This window comes from Mameliella sp. CS4 (assembly GCF_019392335.1).
GTDB lineage: Bacteria > Pseudomonadota > Alphaproteobacteria > Rhodobacterales > Rhodobacteraceae > Antarctobacter.
In genome coordinates this window covers 50323-73694 of record NZ_JAHXRQ010000020.1, presented here as the reverse complement: position 1 = coordinate 73694, position 23372 = coordinate 50323, and the positions used below count along the sequence as shown (strand labels likewise).

Below are 23372 nucleotides of genomic sequence, written 5' to 3'. Positions count from 1 at the left end.
GTCTTTTACTCCGCCGGTGTTTTCGCAAAGGGACCCTGGCCGTCATGCGTGCGCAGACGGTGGATGTGACGTTCCTGCCAGGCCTCGGTTTCGGCCACGTCCTGGAACGGACCCTTGCGGATGTATTTCACCATCAGGCTCATCTCGATCACGAAGAGCACCGTGTAGAAGGTCACGAAGCCGGCAAGCGAGATCAGCAGCTCGGCGACGCTCAGGTGGCTGACCGACAGCGCGGTGGGCAACACCCCGTCCACGGTCCAGGGCTGGCGGCCGAACTCTGCCACGAACCAGCCCAGCTCTGCCGCGAGCCAGGGCGTCGGGATGATGGCGACAGCGGCATAGAGCGACCAGCGCGGGAACTGCATCTGCCGGAAGGATGTCCGGTAGAAGAAGTAGAGCATCACCGCGATAAAGCTGAAGCCAAGCGCCACCATGATCCGGAAGGCCCAGAACAGCGGACCAACGCCGGGGATCGTGTCATTTGCGGCCTGCTTGATCTGCGCCTCTGTCGCGTCGCGGGGATCGTCGACATAGCGTTTGAGGAGCAGGGCAAAGCCCAGGTTCTCGGAGTGCGCCTCAAAGGTTTCGCGCAGCTCGGGTGAGGTCGCGTCGCGTTCCTCGCGGATGGTCATCAGCGCGTCATAAGCGATCAGACCGTCGCGGATGCGCTCTTCGGCCTCGTCCACCAGGTCGTTGATGCCGGGGATTTCCTGCGTCAGGCTGCGGGTGCCGATCAGGCCCATGACCCAGGGGATTTCCACCGCGTAGTGGGTTTCGCGCGCTTCCTTGTCGGGAAAACCGATGGCGGTAAAGGGGGCGGGTGCCTCATGGGTTTCCCACATCGCCTCGATGGCGGCGAGCTTCATCTTTTGTGTGTGGCTGGCCGAATAGCCGGATTCGTCACCCAGCACGACCACCGACAGCGCCGAGGCGAGGCCGAAGGCCGAGGCCACGGCAATCGACCGGCGGGCAAGATCCTTGTGCCGGTCCTGCAGCAGGTAGAGCGCCGAAACCCCCAGGACAAAAACGCTTGCCGTGACATAGCCCGCGCTGACGGTGTGCACGAATTTCGCCTGTGCCACTTCGTTGAAGACCACGTCGAAGAAAGAGGTCATCTCCATCCGCATGGTCTCGGGGTTGAACGCGGCGCCGACCGGGTTTTGCATCCAGCCGTTGGCGATCAGGATCCAGAGCGCGGAAAAATTCGAGCCGATGGCCACCAGCCAGGCGACAACCATGTGCTGCACCTTGCTCAGCTTGTCCCAGCCGAAGAAGAAGAGACCGACGAATGTCGCCTCCAGGAAGAAGGCCATGAGGCCCTCGATGGCCAGCGGTGCGCCGAAGATGTCGCCGACATAGTGGCTGTAGTAACTCCAGTTCATGCCGAACTGGAATTCCATCGTGATGCCGGTGGCGACGCCGAGGACAAAGTTGATCCCGAACAGCATGCCCCAGAATTTCGTCATTTGCCGCCAGATGGGGCGGTTCGTCATGACGTAGACGGTCTCCATGATCGCGACGAGGATCGACAGGCCCAGCGTCAGCGGTACGAAGAGAAAGTGATACATGGCCGTCATCGCAAATTGCAGACGCGACAGCTCGACCAGTCCGATCTCCATGATTGGGCTCCCTTGAGCTTTGCAGGTAATTCCGCATCCACGACGCGGATTAACGGCAGTTATATTCCTGATGTGCTATGTGTTGTTGATCTGGATCAAAAGTCGTATCATAAAAGCGGAATAAATTCGAGAGAGCGCTGGGCGCGAAAAGCAGCTTCAGGTTGCGCCGGTCAGCGGCAAGATGCGGTCGGGCTGATCCGTCTCTTCCGGACGATGGGCGGCCATCAGGATCGCTGTCTGGGGCAGGGCGGCCCGCAGCCCGGTCAGAACGGCGCTTGCGGTGGCGCTGTCCAGCCCTTCGGTCGGTTCGTCCAGCAGCAAGAGCGCGGGGCGCCGCAGCAGGGCGCGGGCCAGGACCAGCCGCCGTGCCTCTCCCCCCGACAGGCCCACGCCGCGAAAACCCAGCCTTGTGTCCAGACCCGCCCGGTCGGCCAGCGTCCGGTCCAGATGGACCACCCGCAGGGCCTGCCAAAGCCTGTCCTCGGGGGCCTCAGGGGCGGCGAGGCGCAGGTTTTCCGCCACTGTGCCCGCGATCAGCGCGTGGCGTTGCGGCACCATCGCAATGTGCTGGTGAAGGATCTCGTCGGGCAGATCGGTGACGGGTTGCCCGCCATAGGTCACGCGGCCGCCATTGGGGGCCAGCTGCCCGGCGGCCATCAGTAGAACGGTGCTCTTGCCGCAGCCGCTGGGGCCGGTCAGGGCGAGTGTCTCGCCGGGGCCAAGCAACAGGTCGAGGGGGGCAAACAGCGGTGCGCCATCGCCGCGCCGGAAGGTGACCTGGTCAAGCCGCAGGATCGGGATGTCGAGCGTCGTGTCGCACCTGTCGTCCGGCGGTGTGACAAGGGCGGGGGCGACGCGGCGGGCGGCAGGGATCATGCGGCCGATCTCGGTCAGGGCACGGCGCACCGGGGCGACAGTTTCCCCCAACGCCAGCGCGACGAAGATGCCGATGGCCGCCTCGGCGGGCGTGATCCGCCCGGCCTGCGCCAGGCTGGCGCCAATCCCCAGCACCAGCGCGGTGACACCCGCGCCGATCAGGTCCAGCCCCAAGCCCATGCGCCGTTCCAGCCTGTCCAGCCCGTCCTGTGCCGAGGCATGGCGGGCGATGGCATCAGCCACATGATTGCGCGCGGCCTGAAGCTGGCCAAAGACGGTCAGGTCCTCGCGCGCGGTGACAAGGTCGATCATCCGGCTGCGCGTGGCTTGCATCGCCGCTTCGGCCCGGCGTGAAGATGTCCGTGCAAGCCTTTGGCCAATAATGAAAACCAGGCTGGGCAGAATGGCATATCCCAGCCCGACCACCAGCGCGATCGCCGGATGTACCAGGACCCAAAGTGCCAGCGCGGCCAGCGCGATGACCGCCATGCCTGCCAGCCCCGGCAGCAACAGGCGCAGCGCCACGCCGTCCAGCGCGTCGATATCCGCCGTCACCCGGTTGAGAAAGGCATTGGCCCGCAACCGTTCCAGCGCGCGATAGGGGCTGGTCAGCAGGCCCTGCAACAGCCGCACCCGAAGACGGGACAGGGCGCGCAGGGTGGCGTCATGGGTTGCCAGGCGTTCGCCATAACGTGCCGCCGTCCGCCCGAGCGCGAGGAAACGCACCATCGCCGAGGGGCCGAAGACATTGAAGACCGCGCCAAACCCGGCCAACCCGGCGGCGGCGGCGGCGGTGATGAACCAGCCCGACAGGCCCAGCAGGGCCACGCCCATCAAAAGCACCGTCACCGCAAGCGCAAAGCCGCGCAGGAAGGCGCGGCGCTCTCCCTCCAGCAGCAGGCGGGCGATCCGGGCGAGCGCCTTCATGCCCCGTCCTCCAGCGCCAGGTTGCGCGCCATGCGCGAGGACAGGCGCGGGTCATGCGTGGCGACGATCAGCGTGCCGCCCCGCGCGACAAAGCCCATCAACCCCTCGATCACGTCCCTGGCGGTCTGTGCGTCGAGGTCGGCGGTGGGCTCATCCGCCAGCACGACATCCGGCGCCCCATGCAGCGCCCGGGCCAGCATGACGCGCCGCGCCTCTCCGCCAGACAGGCCCGCGCCGCGTTCGCCAAGCGGCGTCAGCGTTCCTTTGGGCAGGGCGGCCAGCACCGCGCCCAGCCGGGCGCGATCCAGCGTCTTCGGGTCCAGCGGGGCGCCGAAGGCGATATTGTGGCGCAGGGAACGGTTGAGGAAATGCGGGGCTTGCGGCATCCAGCCGATGCGCGACCGCCAGGCATCGGCGGTGTCGTCGGTCAGCGGGGTCTGACCAAGATGGATCGTCCCGCTGTCGGGCGCCTCCAACCCGGCGAGCAGGCGCAAAAGCGTGGTCTTGCCCACGCCGCTGGCGCCGGTGATGGCGACACTGTCGCCCGGCGCAATGGCCGTGTCGGGCCAGGACAAGGCGCGGCCCTCGCGGGTCAGGGTCAGCCCCTGCCAGCGCAGGCCATCGAACCGGGGCCCATCGTCATACACTCCGCGCCCCAGCCGTTGCGGGCGGGTTTCCTCGCGCCAGTGGTCCAACTCATCCTTGACGGCATCGGCACCGGCCTTGTCGTGCCAGGCGGCGGCAAGGTCCCGCAGAGGTTGGAAAAACTCGGGCGCCAGCAGCAGAAGGTAGATGCCGGCAAAGGGCGTCAGCGGCGCGCTCCAGGTGCCCCAGGACAGTTCCCCAAGCAGCGAAAAGCCGACCCAGACCGCGATCATGGCGACGCCCAGGGCGGAAAACAGCTCGAGCACGGTGGAGGACAGGAAGGCGATCCGCAGCACCGCCATCGTGCGGTTGCGCAACTCCTCCGAGGCCCCGGCAAAGCCGTTCACCACGGCGCCGCCCGCTCCGATCAGGCGCAGGTCCGACAGGGCCGCCAGGCGGTCGGCCAGGAGGTCGCTCAGGGCGCCGATTTCGCCCATCTGGCGGGCGCTGGCCTCTTTCGCGGCCCAGCCGACCAGCGCCATGAAGACCGGGATCAGCGGCCCCGCCATCAGCAGCACCAGTGCCACAGCCCAGCTGTGCCAGGCAGCAATGCCCAGGATCAGCAGGGGCAGAACGGTCGAGCGCAGGTGGGCCGGGCGATAGCGCAGGGCATAGGGGCGCAGCGCCTCCAGCTTTTCGGTGAGTAGGGCGGCGATGGCCCCGGCGCCTCCGCTGTGCGACGGCGCGGCGGCGGCGGTTTCCACCGTCAGGATCTCTGTCCGCAAGGCATGGATCTGCGTCGAGGCGGCAGCCGACAACATCCGCTGCGCCGTCATGTCCAGCAAGCCTCGCAAACCTGCCAGTGCCAGGAACCCCAACGCGGCCCAGAACGGCGACAGCCCGGTCGATCCGGTCAGCAGATCGGCCAGAACGCGGGCGATCAATACGGCCTGAACCGGCCAGACCAAGGCCGCGCCCAGCGAGAGCGCGGCGCCGATGCGGCTGGACCGCTCTGCCCTTGTCCTTGAATCCTGTCTCATTCGCGCGTGTTTTCTTATCTCTCAACCGGCCCTAACGCATCGAAGGCGCGTGTGACCTGATCTGGATCAAAGAAATCGACATCGAAGATGCGGAATAAAGAGGGGGCAATCAAGAGAGACAAGATGCGCTTGACCATACGAACCAATCTTGCCGCGCGCGTTCTGATGTATTGCGCGGTCAACGCCAGCGAGCTGGTGCGGACCTGTGACATCGCGCGTGACTGCAATGCCTCGCTCAATCATGTGGCGCGGGTGGTGCAGCAATTGCAGGCCGACGGGTTCATCGAAACGGTGCGTGGGCGCGCGGGCGGGCTGCGGCTGGCGCGGCCAGCGGACCGGATTTCGATCGGGGCGGTGTTTCGCCTGTTCGAGACCGACATTCCCTTTGCCGAGTGTTTCGACCCGGACAACAACACCTGTCCGCTGACCGGCGTGTGCCGTTTGCGCAGCTACGTCACGCGCGCGCTCGAGGCGTTTTATCACGAGTTGGACATGGTAACGCTGGATGACCTGGTGCGCGGAAATTGCGGATTGGTCGAACTCTTGTCCGCGGGTCCGCACCTGCCGGACAGCTGCGGACGGCCGGGAACGGTCTGACCCGTTCCGGCAGCAGGTCGACTCAGTGATCCAGCGTGCGCTTGAGCTCTCCGGTGTCGAGCACGGGGGAGGCGTCGAGATCCTCGGCGTCCAGCATCGCCGCAACCCGTTCCAGGCTGGAGACCAGCATGGATTGCTCCCAGTCCTCCATGGCATCGAACTTGCGCACGAACCGCTGTTGCAGCGGGTCGGGCGCCTCGTCCAGCGTCCGGCGGCCCTTGGGCGTGATGTGAATGTTGGTCTGGCGCCGATCCTGTTCGGATTTCTCACGGACAACCATGTCCTGGCGCACCAGCTTGTCCACCAGTGAGGTCACCGTGGCCTGTGACACGCGCATCCGGACAGAGATTTCCTTGGCCGTCGCGTGGCTGCGTTCAGAAATGATCTGAAGGACACGGAACTGGACCGCCGTGATGCCGGACGTCTGTTTCAGCTCACGACCGTAAAGTTCGGTCGCGCGCAGGATTCGGCGGATTGCGATCAGGCAGGTGTCAACACGGTCCATCAGTGTTCCATTGATTAGCATAACTAACGATATAGGTCTCTCACGGGGTATTCAAGGCCATAGTGCTTCGCCATCCTAAGCTAAATAGGGCCGAAAGGGGAGCCTCTGAGGCCATATTTGGCGGAAATCCGATAAAAATTGCTTTGCCAGTTGAAATGTCAGGGCCGACACGCTATTTCGACATCCAAAGCAAACGAGGAGACTTCATCCTATGCAACATCCGCGCGATATCGCCCGTTCGTCCCTGCCCAACCTGCGTGTCCCGACAGCAGAAGACGGGTCGGCGATCTGGGAGCTGGTACGCTCGTGCAAGCCGCTCGACGAAAACTCGATGTACTGCAACCTTTTGCAGTGCGATCACTTTGCCGACACCTGCGTTGTTGCCGAACTGGATGGGGAGATCGTGGGTTGGGTGTCCGCCTATGTGCTGCCCAGTGATCCCGATACTCTGTTCGTCTGGCAGGTCGCCGTGTCCGACAAGGCGCGCGGCATGGGTCTTGGTGGCCTGATGCTTCAGACCATCCTGGACCGCGACCTCTGCGAGGACGTGACCCGCATGCAGACCACGATCACCGGTGACAACGACGCCTCCTGGGCGCTGTTCCGCAAGTTCGCGCGCCGCATGGGCCGTGGCCTCGACGTGCAGCCCTACTACACGCAGTCGCTGCACTTTGACGAACGGCACAAGACCGAGAACCTCGTGACCATCAAGGTGGCCGAAGAGATGGCGCAGGCGGCCTAAGCCCCGCGCCCTTCGCCCACATTCCTCACACAGAACGAGAGACCAACAATGTCTTCCCAGACCTTTCACCCGACGATCTTCAAACGACGGGAGTCGGAAGCGCGCAGCTATTGCCGCAACTTCGACACCGTGTTCACCACCGCGCTTGGCTCGGAGATGACCGACGCCGCCGGGCGGACCTTCATCGACTTTCTCGCTGGCTGTTCCTCGCTGAACTACGGCCACAACGATCCCGACATGAAATGCGCGCTGATGAATCATCTGTCGCAGAACGGGATCGCGCATGGCCTGGACATGCACACCGGCGAAAAGGCGCGTTTCCTTGAAACATTCGAGGAGGTGATCCTGAAACCGCGTGGCATGGACCACAAGGTCATGATGACCGGCCCGACCGGCACCAACGCCGTCGAGGCCGCGATCAAGCTGGCCCGCAAGGTCACCGGGCGCACAAACGTGATCGCCTTCACCAACGGCTTCCACGGCATGACGATGGGTGCCCTGGCCGCGACCGGCAACGCCGGAAAGCGGGCGGGCGGCGGCACGCCGCTGTCGGGCACCACGCATATGCCGTTCGAAGGCGCCTTTGGCGAGGATGTCGACAGCCTCGACATCATTGACCAGATGCTGAGCAACTCTTCCTCGGGCGTCGATGCGCCGGCGGCCTTCATCATCGAGCCCGTTCAGGGCGAGGGTGGTCTGAACGCCGCGTCGAAGGAATTCATGCAGGGCATCGCACGCCTTGCCAAGGAACATGGCGCCCTGCTGATCGTCGATGACATCCAGGCAGGTTGTGGCCGGGCCGGAACCTTCTTCTCCTTCGAGGAGATGGGCATCGAGCCGGACCTGATTCCGATGGCCAAATCGCTGAGCGGGATGGGTCTGCCCTTTGCCGCACTGCTGATCAAGCCCGAGCTGGACATCTGGAAGCCCGCCGAACACAACGGCACCTTCCGCGGCAACACCCATGCCTTCGTGACCGCCCGCGTGGCGATCGAGAAGTTCTGGAGCGACGACGAGTTCCAGAAGGACATCAAGCGCCGCGCGCAGACGGTTGAGCACGGGCTGGAGACCATCGCCTCGATGATCCCCGACGCGAAACTGAAGGGCCGTGGCATGATGCGTGGCGTGGACGTGGGCTCGGGCGACCTGGCTGCGGCGATCTGCGCCGAGGCCTTTGAAAACGGCCTGATCATCGAAACCTCGGGCGCCGAGGACGAGGTGGTCAAGGTGCTGGCCCCGCTCACCACCCCGGATGAAACACTCAAGGATGGTCTGAACATCCTGATCGACGCGGCGCGATCCGTCCTGTCGACCCAGAAGATTGCAGCGGAGTAACAGTCATGATCGTCAGAGATTTCGAAGAAATCAGCACGAACGAGAAAAACCGTGTCGTGTCGGACGCGCAGTGGACCAGCGTTCGCATGCTGCTTGCCGATGACGGTATGGGCTTCTCGTTCCACATCACCATTCTCGAAGCCGGTTCGGAACATACGTTCCATTACAAGAACCACTTCGAGAGCGTTTATTGCATGCAAGGCAAGGGGTCGATCACCGATCTCAAGACCGGTGAGACTCACCAGATCAAACCGGGCACCATGTATGCGCTCAACGAGCACGACAAGCATACGCTGCGGGCCGATGAAGAACTGTGGATGGCCTGCTGCTTCAATCCGCCGGTGACCGGCAAGGAAGTGCACCGCGAAGATGGATCCTATGCCGCCCCCGAGGAGGTGGAGGCCTGAACCTATGACCCACACTGTTGAAAAGATCGGCGGGACAAGCATGTCCCGCCTCGCCGACCTGCGCGACACGCTGTTCCTCAAGGACGGCGAGGCGCATTATGGTCGTGTCTTTGTTGTTTCGGCCTTTGGTGGCATCACCAACCTGCTGCTGGAACACAAGAAAACCGGCGAAGACGGCGTTTATGCGCGGTTCGCCAATGCCGAGGACGATCACGGCTGGCACGAGGCGCTGAGTCGCGTGAGCGACGCCATGATCGAGGCGCACGAGGCGGTCCTTGACCACCCCGGCGACATCGAGCAGGCCACCAACTTTGTCCAGGAACGGATCGAGGGCGCACGCAACTGCCTGATCGACCTGCAACGCCTGTGTTCCTACGGGCATTTCCGCCTGAACGCGCATCTGCTGCACATCCGAGAGCTGCTGTCCGGCCTGGGTGAGGCGCATTCGGCCCATGTGGCGGTGCTGCTGCTGCAACGTGCCGGCGTCAACGCGCGGCTGGTCGACCTGACCGGCTGGCGCGACGATGGCGAGGTGACGCTGCAGGAACGGCTGGACCGTGGCATGGACGGGATCGACCCCGAGACCGAGATGCCCATCGTGACCGGCTATGCGCAGTGCCGCGAAGGCCTGATGCGCGAGTTCGACCGTGGCTATTCCGAGGTGACCTTTTCGGAGCTTGCCGCCCAGACCGGCGCGCGCGAGGCGATCATCCACAAGGAATTCCACCTGTCCTCCGCCGATCCCAAGATCGTCGGCGCAGACAAGGTGCGCAAGCTGGGCCGGACCAACTACGACGTGGCCGACCAGATGGCGAACCTCGGGATGGAGGCGATCCACCCCTCGGCGGCCAAGACGCTGCGCCAGGCGAATGTGCCGCTGCGCGTCACCAATGCCTTCGATCCGGGTGATCCGGGTACGTTGATCGACGACCAGCCGGCAGAGACGCCGGGTGTCGAGATTGTGACCGGCCTCGACGTGATCGCGCTGGAGGTGTTCGAACAGGACATGGTGGGGGTGAAGGGCTATGACGCCTCGATCCTCGACGCGCTGACGCGCCACAACGTGCGCATCGTCTCCAAGGTGTCGAACGCCAACACGGTGACGCACTACGTGGACACCTCGCTGAAATCGCTGCGCCGGGTCGAAACCGACCTGGCAGAGCGTTACCCCCATGCCGAGATCAAGACGCGCAAGCTGTCGCTGGTGTCGGTCGTGGGCCGTGACCTCAGCGGCCTGTCGGTGCTGCAACGCGGGCTGGAAAGCTTTGCGAATTCGGGCATCTACTCGGTCGGCGCAAGCCAGGGACCGCGTAACGTGGACACCCAGTTCATTCTTGAACGGGGCGATATGGCCAAGGCCATCAAGAGCCTGCATGACGCTTTTTTCGATGAGGAAAAGGCGGATGGTGACAAGGCGAAGGTCGCGCTGGTCGCCTGAGGCGCCAGACCGACCGACAATAGCGGCTGCGGATACGCGGCCCGACTGAAACAAGGCCCGCCCCGCAAGGGGCGGGTTTTTTCCTGGCGGCACGGCGGCGGCTCAGTCGCCCTGCCAGTCGGGCCGCGTCATGCCGATGAAACCCAGCGTTTCCGGCGCCGCGACGTTGCGCGCGATGATGTCCCTCAGCGAACCGCAGGCCCCGATCTGCTCCCAGCCGTAGCGGGTGAAGGTCGGGTGCTCCATCTCCGGGTCATCGTCAAACCCGGGCGGCGGCGGAAAGACATGTTCCGACAACAGCGGGTTGGGCAAGGCCTGCGAAAACGCGTCCAGCGCGACAAAGGACAGGATGGTGCGGGGCAGGGGCGATCCGGGCACCCGGTCCTCGCAGAAGATCCCGGTGAAGAAATCCACCTCGTCGACAGAGCCATAGGCGCGCGCCAGTTGCGCCGCCACCTCTGGATCGCTGCTGATCTCGTCGAATGCCTTTGCCGGGGCCTGACCCAGGTAGTCGCGGTAGCGGTTGTAAGAGGCCAGTTCGCAGATCCGGCCCTGGCGGATCGAATCCCATTCGATATTCAGCAGGCTGTCATTGGTGTTGCGCGGACCAAGGCGCGCCGCGGGCTGGGCGCTCATGTCCTCGAACCCGCGTTTCAGCCCGGTCTGGATCAGCGGCAGGTTGTTCATGAAATAGCTGAGGCCCACCGGGTGTTCCGTCCCGCCCCAGGTGATCGCATCGGGGATCAGCGCGTGCCAGCGATAAAGCAGGCTGAACTCGGTCGTGATCCAGTTGGGCTTGTTCCAGGGCGCATGCCAGCAGACCGACGGATCCGCCATGAGGTGCAGCGCGAAGGGCGCGATGTGGTTGATGTAATCCTCGACCACGATCTTGATGAATTGCACGACGACCACGTTGCGCGCGGTCTCGAACACGCGGGTATCGTCCCAGTCAGGCTGCCGCGCGCCGATCTCGCGCGCCAGCCTGTTGTGTTCGCGCAGGAAAAGCGTGTTCATCATCGACACCTGCGGCACGGAATTGACCCGGTCGCCGCCCACGGCAAACAGCGCGTCGCGAAAGGCGCGGGCCCCGGCGGCGGTGGCCGCATCGTCCGAGGCGCAGGATTTCAGCAGGTCGGTCAGGCCCAGCGGCGGGTCCAGCCCCTCGAACTCGGGCCGGATCTCTCCATCGGCAAAGAGGAACTCGGGGAACTCCTCTTCTCCGATCCACTGCGAGCGCAGCATCCCCTGGTGGGCATGGCCCGGCTCTGGCACCCGCAGGAGGCGGGTCTGTTCCGGCGTGCGGCCATAGAGCGGGCAGAGGTCGATTTCATGGTTCGAGGTGTTGCGCTTGCGCCGGTCCGGGACGGGGATGTCGCCGCCGATGCTTTCGGGCACCGTGCGCAGGAACCCATCGGTCAGGTATTGGGCGAAACTGGGAAAGAGGCAGGTGGACTTGGGGCAGGGCACCTGTGTTCCGTCGGGGCGCTCAAAGAGGGGTTTCAACCCGGCCTCACCCTTCCATCCCGGCAGATTGTCCTGGTCGATCTCGCTGACACCCAGGTGCCGGCCCGCCCAGGTCCTGTCGGTCAGGCTGGACCAGGATGTAAAGGGCGCCATCGTCGAGAAGGGATGCGGGCGGGGGCGGGCCTGCATCACGATCCGGTTGATCAGCAGGGCGTTCAGGCGGCGATGCAGGGCCGGCACCGCCTCGACCAGCCGCGCGACCCAGGGGCGGGTCAGCTGGGACAGGGCCAGTTCCGCGATCCGGGCCAACAGGCCGTTGATCCGCGCCGCCAGCCATTCGGAGCGTTTCATGCCCGGGTAGAACGGCAGGAAGACGGCGGAAAAGACGATATGCGGCAGGACGTGGTGCTGCCAGATGTCCTCGAGAATGAAGATGAACCAGAAGCCGACAAGGAAATTCAGCGCGGTGAAGATCCACCAGCCGATGCGCAGCTCGCGCCACATCAGCACGATGCCGAACACGCCCCCCATGAAGATTGGCCCCAGCGTCCAGCGCTCCCAGTATTCCGGCACCCGGCAGAGCGCGCCAAGGACCGGTGTGCCCGGAAACAGAGAGACCCAAGGGCTGGGATAGCCAAAGAGGTTCAGCAACCCGCGATAGAACATCATCGCCCCCACCAGCAGGCAGGTCAGTTGCAGGAAGGTGCGGCGCCAAACCGCCCAATCGATGCGAAATCCCTTGTGCGGTGCATCCGCCGAGGCCGTGTCCATCGTCGCGCCCCTTTCAATAAAACCTTCATTAATGGGCCCAAGTGTGGCAGCTTTAAGGGGTTATGTCCAAATTTTTTCACGTCAAAGATGTATCATGAAAAAGCTTCTGCTCATCGTCTTCCTGGCCCTTCTGGGATCCGCGCTGTTCCTGGAATACAAGCGCCTGACCATAAAACCCTGGCCGGCCACGCATTTCGAGGACGTGGTCGCGCATTTCAAGTACGGCTCCATCGGGGCCGAGGTCGACGGGTTCCCCTTTGCCATCTGGCGTGAACTGCCCACGATCTTTGCCGAGGAAATCCCGCAGGGCTACGCCGGGTTCGGGTTCCTCAGCGAAGAGGGCGAGGATCTGCCCATCGGCGTTTCGGTGCGCCGCATCGGGGTTGAACGCGTGGGTTTCAACTGTGCCACCTGCCATGTCTCGACCTACGAACTGGACGGCGCGCGGCATCTGGTGCTGGGCGCGCCCAACAACGCCCTGGATATCCAGGCCTATATCCGGTTCCTGACCGGCGCCGCGCAGGACCGCAGGCTGACCCCCGACGCGGTGATCGACGCGGCAGAGGCCAACGGGCGCCCGCTGGGTTGGTTCGACCGGCAGGTCCTGCGCCGCGTGGTCTTTCCCCGGCTGGCAGAGGAGGTCGCGACGCTGGAGGCGCGGCTGGCCTGGATGGACCGGCGTCCGCCCCACGGACCCGGGCGCACGGACGCGGGCAATTTCTGGCGCGAACGCTGGGGGCTGAATCCTTCGGGTGACAGCCGCGTCGGCGTGGTCGATTTCCCTTCTATCTGGAACCAACGGCTGCGCACCGACGGCTGGTTTCACTGGGATGGCAACAACCGCTCTCTGGACGAACGCAACATCTCGGCGGCGCTGGCCGGGGGCGCGGCGGACTGGCTGCTGGAACGGCAGTCGATCGAGCGCGTCTCGGACTGGTTACTGGACTTCCCGTCACCGGACTGGCCCTTGCCGCTGGACGCGGACCGTGTGGCACGGGGACGCGCGATCTATGAGCGTGAGGGCTGCGACACCTGCCACGATCCCGGCAGCCCCAGCCTGGGCCAGGTGACATCGCAGGCGATCCTGGGCACAGACCCGCAGCGCACCGATTTGTTCGATGCGGAAATGGTCAGCTATTTCAGCCGCGTAGGCCAAAAGTATTCATGGCGATTCCACAACTACCGCGCCACGGACGGCTACGCGAACATGCCGCTGGACGGGATCTGGATGCGCGCGCCCTATCTGCACAACGGTTCTGTCCCGACGCTGGCCGACCTGCTGTCTCCGCCCGAGGCGCGGCCCGTCACCTTCTTTCGGGGTTGCACCGTTCTGGACCCGGAGAGGGTTGGCTTCACCTGCGAAACCGGGGTCGAACTGGACACGACGCTGACCGGCAACGGCAATGGCGGGCATCTTTGGGGGACTGCGCTGCCCGAGGCGGAAAAGGCGCTGCTGCTCGACTATCTCAAGTCGCTCTGAAGGGGCGGGGGATGGGACCAGAGCGCATTCCGAACGGCGAAGCGGCGCAGATCCTGCGCCTGACACGCGCCAACCTGCAGACGCTCTGGCGGCGGGATGGCGTGGTGAAACGCGGCCAGCATGCCAAGCACCACGGATTGCTGCACGGGCGGTTCCGGGTGCGGACGGATCTGCCGTCATCGCTGGCGCAGGGGGTGTTCCAGCCGGGCGCCGACCACCCCTGCCTGGTGCGGTTGTCCAACGGCGGCCAACAGGACGACCGGGCGCGCGACGTGCGCGGCATGGCGATCAAGCTGCTGGATATACCGGGGATGAAACTGCAGCCGGGGCAGGGACATGTGAGGGAACAGGACTTTGTGCTGGTCGATCACCCGGTCTACTTCTGCAAGGACATGCAGGACTACATGCCCTTCAATCGCCATTTCCTGCCGGTGCAGGCGCTGCGCAGCAAGGGGGCCAGTCCCCTGCGTCTGCTGCGCGCTGTGCGGGGGCTGGTCATGCTGGGCCTCTTTCAGCGGCGCATTCTGCGGGCGGCGCGCGGTTTTGCCGGGCGGCGCGCCGGATCGCTGCTGGCACTGACCTATCACAGCACGACGCCCTACCGGCTGGGCGAACTGGTGGTGAAATACAAGGCCGTGGGGCAGGGCGCATCTGCCGAACCCGCGCAGACCCCGGACGGGTTGGGCACCCGGCTCTGGCAGGCGATGGGCGAGGGAGAGGCACGCTTTACCTTTGGCGTGGTGGTGCAGGACGATCCCGCCCGCCAGCCCGTCGAGGACGCGCGCGTCGACTGGGAGGCCGCCGGCGCGGATTTCGTGCCTTTGGCCGAGATCGTGCTGCCCCGGCAAGAGAACAGCGCCGACCGGAACGCCCGGGTCGAGGCCATGCGGTTTTCGCCCTGGATGAGCCTGCCCGCGCATCGCCCGCTGGGGGCGATCAACCGTGCGCGGCGCGAGGTCTACCGCGTCATGGCAGAGGCGCGCGGGCCACGGGCCTAGAACACCCCCGCCTCGCGTGCGGCCAGCGCCGCCTGCGTGCGATTGTTCACCTCCAGCTTGCGGTACAGGGTCTTCATATGCAGCTTGATTGTCGGTTCCGTCAGTCCCAGGTCGCGGGCGATTTCCTTGTTTGACAACCCCTGTCCCAGCCCCTTGAGCACGTCCAGTTCGCGCGGGGTCAGCTTGAGCGCCAGGGCCGGGCTGATGCTGTTGTCGGCCTGCGTCATGAAGTCGATGGGGGCGTATTTCTCACCCATCGCCATGAAGCGGACCGCGTTGACCAGCGATTTCGCCGGCAATGTCTTGGGCACGAACCCTGCCGCGCCCAGTTCCAGCGCCTGCTCCGCGATCTCGCGCGTGGCCTGGCCCGAGATCAGGGCGACGCGCTGGCCGCCCGCCATGTCCATCGCCTCGCGCAGGCTGTCCAGCCCCTGCATTCCGGGCATCTTGTAGTCCAGCAGCACGAGGTCATAGACCTCGTCTTCGCGGATGCGGGCGCATGCCTCGGGAAAGCTGGCGGCGGTGCCGATCTCGAACCCGTCGGTCGCGCCCAGGAAGGCCACCAGCGTGTCGCGCAAGAGGTCGTGATCGTCGGCAATCAGTATTCGCATGGGCTGAGTCCTTGCAGCGTGAAGTGCCACGATAGGGCAGGCCCGTAAGTGCGGAGTTAAGCGCCGCGCCCTGCCGGAACTTTGAACGAAAGGAGGCGGCCCGACGCCTTTGGGCAGGAGGCCCCTGCAACAGCACAGGGGCCCGACAATTGCCTATCCCGATGGATAGTCCACACATCCCAAAACACACATGCTCTGTTAAAGGGTCTGTGCCAAGATCCATTTCAAACCCCGAGGGACCCGATTCATGATGACGTTTCCTAATGTGCAGTCCGCCAGCGCCGCTCTTTTCCTGACCTTTACCCTGGCAGGCGCCGCACCGGCCGAACATCTGCCCGAACCCCATGGCCCTGTCATCCTGACGGTGGAGGGCACGATTGCCCGCACCAATGGCGAAGGTCGGGCGCGTCTGGATCTGCAGATGCTGCGCGACATCGGCGAAACCACCATCACGACGGACACGATCTGGACGGCCGGCACCTCGGAATTCACGGGTGTCGCGCTGGATGACCTGCTGGACTACCTTGGCGCCGAGGGCCAGGAAATCGACGCCCGGGCCATCAACGACTACGCGGTCACCGTGCCCATTGCGGACGCGGTCGAGGGCGGGCCGATCCTGGCCTATGCAATGGACGGCAAGACCATGTCGCGCCGGGACAAGGGGCCGCTCTGGCTGATCTATCCCTATGCCTCTTCCAGCACCTACCGGACAGAGGTCATCTATGCCCGCAGCATCTGGCAGCTTGACCGCATGACCGTCCTGGACTGATCGGGACGGGGATGGGCGCGCTGTCGGACCGGGCATGAGCAGGCGCAACCGTTTCCTGCGGGGCGGGCGTGCGATCTTTTTCGGGGTCGCGCTGATCTGCATGGTCGCCATCGGCTTTCTGGCGGTCGAAATCGTCCGCGACCTGCGTCTGCTGAACTCTGCCAATTCCGACAACGTGCAATGGACCCTGTCCCAGGCAGAGGTCGAATTTCTGGAAATGCGCCATGCGCTGGACACCGCCCGGCGCCAGCCAGAGCCCGACCTCGACCGGCTGATCGAAGAGTTCGATATTTTCTACAGCCGGATCTCAACGCTGGAAACCGGCGCCTTGTATGAATCGCTGCGCGACCTTCCGGAGTTCGCGGAGCCGATGCAGCGCATCCGGCGGACCCTGGACGACCTGGTGCCGCTGATCGACGGACCCCGGGCCGAGCTGGCCGCGGGCCTGCCGCGGATCGAATCCGCCTTTGGCCAAAGCCGCGCCGACCTGCGGGATCTCGCCACCTCCGGCCTCTACCATTTCGCGCGGCAGTCCGATTTCCAGCGGATTTCGGTCGCCGTCACGCTGATGCGGCTGGGTTTGCTGACGGCGGTCCTGGTCATGGTGCTGATCTTTCTTCTGCGCCACGCGCAGAACGCCTCGCGCCAGACCGAACGGCGGGGGCATGAGCTGGCCGCCGCCTACTCCCGGCTGAACACCATTCTCGACACCTCGCTGGACGCGGTGCTGGTGGCCGATCTGAGCGGCAAGATCCAGCAGTTCAACCCGGCCGCCGAGCGGATTTTCAAGTATGATGCGCAGCAGGTCGTCGGCCGCAACATCGGCGGGCTGATCGTGCCTGACCACCTGCGCGACGCGCATGAGGCAGGCATGGCGCGGATGCGCGCGGGGGGCGAACGGCGAGTGGTCGGGCGCGGGCGCGTTCGGCTGGACGCGATGCGCAGCACCGGAGAGGTGTTCCCGGCGGAACTGGCGCTGGAGACCGCCCGGACCGGCAGCGAAGAGATCATCGTCGGGTTCCTGCGCGACATCTCGCACCGCGTCTCATCCGAGAACGAGCTGGTCGAGGCACGGGACAAGGCGCTGGCCGGCGAAAAGGCCAAGGCGGACTTTCTGGCGATGATGACGCATGAGATCCGCACACCGCTGAACGGCGTTCTGGGCAATCTCTCGCTGCTGGAGGAAACCGACCTGACCCCGGCGCAGGCGCGCTATGTTCACAACATGGCCGTCTCCGGCAAGCTGTTGATGTCGCATGTGGATGCGGTTCTGGACATCGCGCGGTTCGAATCCGGGGCGACCGCCCTGCGGGCCGAGGTCGTCGATCCGGGCCGGTTGGTCCAGGACATCATCGACAGCCAGACCAGCGCGGCCGAGGCCAATGGCAACACGCTGGACTGGGCCTGGACCGGGGCGCCGGCGGACTGGATCCGTGTCGATGCCTCGCGCCTGCAGCAGGTGCTGGTCAACCTCATCGGCAACGCGATCAAGTTCACCCGCGACGGCCATGTCCAGGTCGAGATCGAGCAGGTCAAACCTTTGGACCAGCCAGGGGCCGAGGCGGGGCTCTGGCTGGAGATCCGAATCATCGACACCGGCATCGGCATTGCCGAGGCGGATCTCGACAGGGTTTTCGAGGATTTCCAGACCAGCGGATGCACGCAGGACAAGGGTCTTCCGGGCACGGGGCTGGGGCTGGGGATCGCGCGGCGCTTTGTGCGTGCGATGCAGGGGGAGATCGGTGCCGAAAGCACCCTGGGCGAAGGCAGCGTGTTCTGGCTGCGTCTGCCGGTGCGGGCCGCCCGGGCCCCGCATAACGCGGACCGGACCGGAACGGGGTGCGCCCCGGCGGGACCTTGCAGCATTCTCCTGGTCGAGGACAACGAGATCAATCTGGACCTGGCGCGCGACATGCTGAGCCTGATGGGGCATGACGTCAGCGTCGCCCGCAACGGGCAAGAGGCGGTGGTGGCCGCAGGGGCGCGGTGTTTCGACCTGATCCTGATGGACATCCGGATGCCGGTGATGGACGGGCTGGCCGCGACCCGGGCGATCCGGGACGGGCAGGGGCCGAACCGTGACGCGCCCATCGTGGCGCTCTCGGCCAATGTCCTGCCCGAGGCCAAGGACCGGTTTATCGCGGGTGGGATGTCGGATTTCCTGGGCAAGCCGCTGATGAAAAAGGAGCTGGCGCAGGTCATTGCCCGCTTCTGCTCGGACGCGACGTTGGCAGAGGGCGCGCCGCGCGATCCGGCGGTCGACGATCCGCTGGCGGCGCTCAAGGCGCGCTACCTGGATGAAACCTGTGCGCTCTTTGACTGGCTTGCCACGATGCCGGACGACTGGTCAGAGATTGCGGACCGCGCCCACCGGATTGCGGGCAGCGCGGCGGCCTTCGGGCAAGCCGACCTGCGCATGGCGCTGCTGTCGGTCGAGACCACGGCCGAGGCCGAGGATGCTGCGGCCCTCGCGCAGGCGGTCTCCCAGGCCCGCCGGGCCTGGGAGACCGCGCCGGACCCCAGCGTCGCCTGACGCGGCAAGGCTCGACGCGGGCGCGGTTTCAGCGCAGAAAGGCGCGACGCACAACAGCCAAGACGGGGACAATAGCCCATGAACATCGCCTGCTGGTCCGGACCGCGCAACCTGTCGACCGCGATGATGTATGCCTTTGGGGCCCGGCCCGATTGCGGCGTCTGGGACGAACCCTTTTACGCGGCGTACCTGACGCGGACGGGGATCGCGCACCCGATGGGCGCAGAGATCGTTCAGGCAGGCATTCCCGACCCGGTAGAGGTCGCCCGGCGCTGCGCCGCGCCCGCGCCGGGCGGGCAGGCGCATTTCTACCTCAAGCTGATGACCCATCACCACCTGGACGGTGACAGCCTGGACTGGGCCGATGATGCCGCGCATGTCTTCCTGATCCGCCACCCGGCGCGGGTGCTGGCCAGCTATGCCGCCAAGCGTGAGAATCCGACACTTGCGGACATCGGCTTTGCCCAGCAATGCGCGATCTTCGATGCGGTGCGCGCGCGCGGGTGGCGCTATGCGGTGATCGACAGTTTCGACATTCGCCGCGCGCCCGAGGCGGCGCTGCGGGCGCTCTGCGGGGCCATCGGCCTCGACTTCGATCCGGCGATGCTGGCCTGGCCCGCCGGCGGTCATGCCGATGACGGCGTCTGGGCAAGTCATTGGTACGACGCTGTCCACCGCTCTACCGGCTTTGCCGGGGCCGAGGGGGCGTTGCCCGCCGTGGCCCCGGAGCTTTCGGCGGTGCATGACGCCGCCTTGCCGCATTATCAGCGAATGCGGGCCGAAACCCTGCGCACAAGCGCCTGAAAGCGGCTTGCGCGCGGGCGCCACGGGCAATAGAAGGTGCCAAATTCGCCGACCAGACGCGCCCCGTTTTCCGGGGCGCTTGAATTCCGAGGGAAGAGACATGCAGGTCACCGAGACGCTGAACGAAGGCCTCAAGCGCGGCTACGCCATCACCGTGACGGCGTCCGAGCTGGACGAGAAAGTCACCGAAAAGCTGAAAGAAGCCCAGCCCGACATCGAGATGAAGGGGTTCCGCAAGGGCAAGGTGCCGCTTCCGCTGCTGAAAAAGCAGTTCGGCCAGCGCGTGCTGGGCGAGACCATGCAGGAAGTCATCGACGGTGCCATGAACCAGCACTTCGAGGACTCGGGCGATCGTCCGGCGCTGCAGCCCGAGGTCAAGATGACCAACGAGGACTGGAAAGAGGGCGACGACATCCAGGTCGAGATGACCTACGAAGCCCTGCCCGAAGTGCCCGAATTCGACGCCTCCGGCATCGTGCTGGAACGCCTGGTGGTCAAGGCCGACGACGCGGCCGTTGACGAGGCGCTGGAATCGCTGGCCTCCTCGGCACAGGATTTCGAGGACAAGGACGGCGCGGCCGAGGACGGCGACCAGGTGGTCATCGATTTTGTCGGCAAGGTCGATGGCGAACCCTTCGAGGGCGGCGCCGCCGAGGATTACCCGCTGGCGCTGGGCTCCGGCTCGTTCATTCCCGGCTTCGAAGAGCAGCTGGTGGGTGTCTCCGTCGGTGACGAGAAAGCCGTCGAGGTGAAATTCCCCGAGGAATACGGCGCCGAGCATCTGGCCGGCAAGGACGCGGTCTTTGACGTAACCGTCAAGGGCGTCAAAGCCCCCAAGGCCGCCGAGATCAACGACGAGATGGCGCAGAAATTCGGTGCCGAGGATCTCGACAGCCTCAAGACCCAGATCCGCGAGCGCCTGGAGGCCGAATATGCCGGTGCCGCGCGCCAGGTGATGAAGCGCGCCCTGCTGGACAAGCTGGATGAACTGGTCTCCTTCGAGCTGCCGCCGACCCTGGTCGAAGCCGAAGCCAAGCAGATCGCGCACCAGCTGTGGCACGAGGAAAACCCGGACGTTCAGGGCCACGATCACCCCGAGATCGAGACCACCGAGGAGCACACCAAGCTGGCCGAGCGCCGCGTGCGCCTTGGCCTGCTGCTGGCCGAGCTGGGCCAGAAAGCCGAGGTCGAGGTTTCCGAGGCCGAGATGACCCAGGCGATCATGAACCAGGCACGTCAGTACCCGGGCCAGGAGCGTGAATTCTTTGAATACGTGCGCCAGAACCCGCAGATGCAGCAGCAGCTGCGCGCGCCGCTCTTCGAGGACAAGGTTGTCGACCACATCGTCGAACAGGCCCAGGTGACCGAGAAAGAAATCACCAAGGACGACCTGCAGAAGGCGGTCGAGGAGCTGGACGACGAGTGATCGTCAGCCTCTTTCGAGATACGGAAAAGCCGCCCCGAGGGGCGGCTTTTTTGTTGGAGAAGAGAGGCCGAGGCAACGTTGCCGCGACAGGCTGCTATCCTGTTGCCGGAACGACGCTTTTGGGAAGGGACCGCGCATGACGATCACAACTCGACGTGCTGAAATCGATCGGCCGGATTGTCGCGAATACCCTGCGGGTGATGTCCAGGGCTATTGAGCCGGGGATGACAACGCATGAGCTGGACGAGATCGGACGCGCCGAACTTGACCGCGAGGGGGCGCAGTCTGCGCCGAAATCGACCTATGGGTTCCCCGGGACAACCTGCATCAGCGTCAATGAAGAGATTGCGCATGGCATTCCCGGTGGCCGCGTCATCGAGGCTGGGGATCTCGTGAACATTGATGTCTCCGCTTCCAAGGCTGGCCTGTTTGCGGATACCGGGGCGAGTTTTCGCGTCAGGCCGGTCAAACCATCCCTTGACCGGCTGTGCCGGGATGGCACGCGCGCCATGCAGATCGGGATTGCACAAGTGGGGCATGACAGACCCTTGGCGGGTATCGGCAAGGCCATTGGCCGCTTTGCCTCGGCCCGCGGCTATACGTTGATCCGCAACCTCGCCAGTCATGGCGTGGGCCGAACCTTGCACGAATACCCGGATGAAATCGCCACATGGCCGACGCGGGGGGGGGACAGGCGCCGCATCCACAAGGGATTGGTCCTGACGATTGAGCCATTCTTGTCCAACGGCGGGATGATGGCGACAGAAGGCGCGGACGGCTGGACCCTTTACAGCCAGCCACCCGCTTTGGCGGTGCAATATGAGCATACGGTCGTGGCCACGGATCGCGCGCCGATCATTGCGACGCTGCCGGGCTGAGCCAGACGCGCAGGCCGCCACAGGATGGGTTTTGCAAACCCATCCTGACGCTCCCTCACGTCGCCAGGACGTTCCGGAACAACCAGGGATCGCTCTCGTCGATGTCCTCGGGGAAATGCTCCCAGCGGTCCTGCAGCGGGGTCCAGTCGGTGTAATGCGCCTCGACCGGGCCAAGGTAGGGGCGTTGCACCTCTAGACAGCGGGCGTGGTCCATCTCGTCGGTTTCGACGATGCCGGCGTTCGGGTTTTCCAGCGCCCAGACCATGCCCGCAAGCACGGCAGATGTTACCTGCAAACCGGTGCTGTTCTGGTAGGGGGCAAGGTCGCGTGCCTCTTCGTTGGACAGGCGTGAGCCGTACCAGAGCGCGTTCTTCTCATGCCCGAACAGCAGCACGCCCAGCTCGTCGATGCCCTCGACGATCTCGTCCTCGGTCAGGATGTGGTGCTTGGTCTGCTGGTGGCCCGAGCCGAACATTTCGTGCAGCGACAACACCGCGTCGTCACAGGGGTGATAGGCATAGTGGCAGGTCGGGCGGAACTCGGGGTGGGCGCCTTCGCCCACGGTGTAGTAGTCCGAGATCGAGATCGCCTCGTTATGGGTCACGAGAAAGCCGAACTGCGGCCCCGGCGTGGGGCACCAGGTATGGACGCGGGTGATGGCGCCGGGCCGTTCCAGCCAGATCCCCGCCTGACAGCCGCTGTCCTGGCGGTGGCCGTTTTCGGGGAACCAGGTTTCATGCGTGCCCCAGCCCAGCTCGGCGGGCTGGAACCCCTCGGCAATGAAGCCCTCGACCGACCAGGTGTTGACAAAGACATTGCGTGGCCGGGGCAGGCGGCGCGCCTGGGTGTCGCGTTCGGCGATGTGGACGCCCTTGACGCCCAGCGACATCATCAGCTTTGCCCAGCCGTCGCGGTCTGTCGGTGCCGTCACCTCGCGGCCCGTGTCCTTGGCCAGCGTCAGCAGGGCTTCCTTGACGAACCAGCTGACCATGCCCGGGTTGGCGCCGCAGCAGCTGACCGCCGTGGTGCCGCCGGGGTTGCGCGCCTTCTCGTCCCGCATCTTTTGGCGCAGGGCATAGTTGGTGCGCGCGGCGTTGTCCGTCGTGCCGAAATAGTAGCCTGCCCAGGGCTCGACCACCGTGTCGATATAGGGCACCCCGATCTCGCGGCAGAATTTCATCATGTCCAGCGAGGAGGTATCGACCGAGAGGTTGACGCAAAAGCCCTTGCCCTCCGGGAACAGACCGCCCAGCACCTCGCGGTAGTTCTCGGGCGTCAGGGCAACCTGCAGGTGGTTCAGCTTGTGCTGGCGCAGGAAGTTGGCCTGGCCCGCGTCCGGCTCGATCACGGTCAGCTTGTCGGCGTCATAGTCGAAGTGGCGTTCGATCAGGGGCCAGACGCCCTTGCCGATCGAGCCGAAGCCGATGATGACGATGGGGCCGTCGATCCGGCCATAGACGGGGTAGTCTTGGGTCACGCGTATCTCCTGTCAGGTTGAGACAAGTCATAGGGGCCAAGGCGCGGCAGGGCAAATGCACAGAGCGCGGCAACAAAAAAACCGCGCGGG

General features: G+C 65.0%; 19 protein-coding genes. 12 read left to right on the top strand and 7 right to left on the bottom strand.

The genetic code is table 11. The features are described 5' to 3' along the window. Window positions 1-5: 5 nt before the first annotated feature. The 3 genes from KZZ07_RS20365 to KZZ07_RS20355 form a co-directional block, all read right to left on the bottom strand. Window positions 6-1619, bottom strand: coding sequence for a cytochrome ubiquinol oxidase subunit I (locus tag KZZ07_RS20365; RefSeq protein WP_219516769.1), 1614 nt, complete (start codon window positions 1617-1619; stop codon window positions 6-8). A gap of 156 nt (window positions 1620-1775) precedes the next feature. Then, window positions 1776-3422, bottom strand: a complete 1647-nt coding sequence (cydC, locus tag KZZ07_RS20360; RefSeq protein ID WP_219516768.1) for a thiol reductant ABC exporter subunit CydC — start codon at window positions 3420-3422, stop codon at window positions 1776-1778. Further along, complete coding sequence (locus KZZ07_RS20355; RefSeq protein ID WP_219516767.1) at window positions 3419-5047, bottom strand: ABC transporter ATP-binding protein/permease; 1629 nt, start codon at window positions 5045-5047, stop codon at window positions 3419-3421. Before KZZ07_RS20355 ends, cydC begins: the two co-directional genes overlap by 4 nt. A 123-nt stretch (window positions 5048-5170) precedes the next feature. On the opposite strand from KZZ07_RS20355, the gene KZZ07_RS20350 reads away from it, so the two are divergent. Then, window positions 5171-5644, top strand: coding sequence for an RrF2 family transcriptional regulator (locus KZZ07_RS20350; protein WP_219516766.1), 474 nt, complete (start codon window positions 5171-5173; stop codon window positions 5642-5644). 22 nt (window positions 5645-5666) lie between these two features. Here the strand turns inward: KZZ07_RS20350 and KZZ07_RS20345 are convergent, their stop codons facing one another. Continuing rightward, entirely contained in the window at window positions 5667-6149 is a 483-nt protein-coding gene (locus tag KZZ07_RS20345; RefSeq protein ID WP_219516765.1) for a MarR family winged helix-turn-helix transcriptional regulator, read from the bottom strand. 211 nt (window positions 6150-6360) lie between these two features. Between KZZ07_RS20345 and ectA the strand changes: the two genes are divergently transcribed. From ectA to KZZ07_RS20325, 4 genes are read left to right on the top strand one after another with little or no spacing between them, the layout of a single operon-like run. After that, window positions 6361-6891 carry a diaminobutyrate acetyltransferase gene (gene ectA / locus KZZ07_RS20340; RefSeq protein ID WP_219516763.1) on the top strand — a complete coding sequence of 177 codons (531 nt, stop codon included), beginning with the start codon at window positions 6361-6363 and terminating at the stop codon, window positions 6889-6891. A gap of 48 nt (window positions 6892-6939) precedes the next feature. After that, window positions 6940-8226: a diaminobutyrate--2-oxoglutarate transaminase gene (gene ectB / locus KZZ07_RS20335; RefSeq protein ID WP_219516762.1), complete on the top strand. Its 1287-nt coding sequence runs from the start codon at window positions 6940-6942 to the stop codon at window positions 8224-8226. 5 nt (window positions 8227-8231) lie between these two features. Beyond that, window positions 8232-8633, top strand: coding sequence for an ectoine synthase (locus tag KZZ07_RS20330; RefSeq protein ID WP_219516761.1), 402 nt, complete (start codon window positions 8232-8234; stop codon window positions 8631-8633). A gap of 4 nt (window positions 8634-8637) precedes the next feature. Further along, window positions 8638-10071 (top strand): aspartate kinase, encoded by a 1434-nt coding sequence (locus KZZ07_RS20325; protein WP_219516760.1) that lies wholly within the window; start codon window positions 8638-8640, stop codon window positions 10069-10071. A gap of 102 nt (window positions 10072-10173) precedes the next feature. Here KZZ07_RS20325 and KZZ07_RS20320 read toward each other — a convergent pair whose 3' ends face one another. Further along, window positions 10174-12306: a peroxidase family protein gene (locus KZZ07_RS20320; protein ID WP_219516759.1), complete on the bottom strand. Its 2133-nt coding sequence runs from the start codon at window positions 12304-12306 to the stop codon at window positions 10174-10176. A gap of 94 nt (window positions 12307-12400) precedes the next feature. Here KZZ07_RS20320 and KZZ07_RS20315 point away from each other — a divergent pair, with 94 nt between their 5' ends. Both KZZ07_RS20315 and KZZ07_RS20310 read left to right on the top strand, forming a co-directional pair. Continuing rightward, complete coding sequence (locus KZZ07_RS20315; RefSeq protein WP_219516758.1) at window positions 12401-13786, top strand: c-type cytochrome; 1386 nt, start codon at window positions 12401-12403, stop codon at window positions 13784-13786. 11 nt (window positions 13787-13797) lie between these two features. After that, window positions 13798-14784: a catalase gene (locus tag KZZ07_RS20310; RefSeq protein ID WP_219516757.1), complete on the top strand. Its 987-nt coding sequence runs from the start codon at window positions 13798-13800 to the stop codon at window positions 14782-14784. Here KZZ07_RS20310 and KZZ07_RS20305 read toward each other — a convergent pair. Continuing rightward, the gene (locus KZZ07_RS20305) at window positions 14781-15395 is read right to left on the bottom strand and encodes a response regulator transcription factor (protein WP_219516756.1); all 615 of its coding nucleotides are present in this window, start codon (window positions 15393-15395) and stop codon (window positions 14781-14783) included. The genes KZZ07_RS20310 and KZZ07_RS20305 overlap by 4 nt on opposite strands. A 247-nt stretch (window positions 15396-15642) precedes the next feature. On the opposite strand from KZZ07_RS20305, the gene KZZ07_RS20300 reads away from it, so the two are divergent. From KZZ07_RS20300 to map, 5 genes are all read left to right on the top strand, one after another. Continuing rightward, a complete protein-coding gene (locus KZZ07_RS20300) occupies window positions 15643-16164 on the top strand; it encodes a putative pterin-binding protein (protein ID WP_370631210.1) in 522 nt (173 codons plus the stop codon). 34 nt (window positions 16165-16198) lie between these two features. After that, window positions 16199-18697 (top strand): ATP-binding protein, encoded by a 2499-nt coding sequence (locus KZZ07_RS20295; RefSeq protein ID WP_255564483.1) that lies wholly within the window; start codon window positions 16199-16201, stop codon window positions 18695-18697. Between the two features lie 78 nt (window positions 18698-18775). Next, window positions 18776-19501 (top strand): sulfotransferase-like domain-containing protein, encoded by a 726-nt coding sequence (locus KZZ07_RS20290; RefSeq protein WP_219516755.1) that lies wholly within the window; start codon window positions 18776-18778, stop codon window positions 19499-19501. Between the two features lie 100 nt (window positions 19502-19601). After that, the gene (tig, locus tag KZZ07_RS20285) at window positions 19602-20927 is read left to right on the top strand and encodes a trigger factor (protein ID WP_219516754.1); all 1326 of its coding nucleotides are present in this window, start codon (window positions 19602-19604) and stop codon (window positions 20925-20927) included. A 155-nt stretch (window positions 20928-21082) separates the two neighbouring features. Continuing rightward, window positions 21083-21805 carry a type I methionyl aminopeptidase gene (gene map, locus KZZ07_RS20280; RefSeq protein WP_219516753.1) on the top strand — a complete coding sequence of 241 codons (723 nt, stop codon included), beginning with the start codon at window positions 21083-21085 and terminating at the stop codon, window positions 21803-21805. Between the two features lie 55 nt (window positions 21806-21860). Here map and KZZ07_RS20275 read toward each other — a convergent pair whose 3' ends face one another. Beyond that, entirely contained in the window at window positions 21861-23282 is a 1422-nt protein-coding gene (locus tag KZZ07_RS20275; RefSeq protein ID WP_219516752.1) for a homospermidine synthase, read from the bottom strand. Between the last annotated feature and the right edge of the window lie 90 nt (window positions 23283-23372).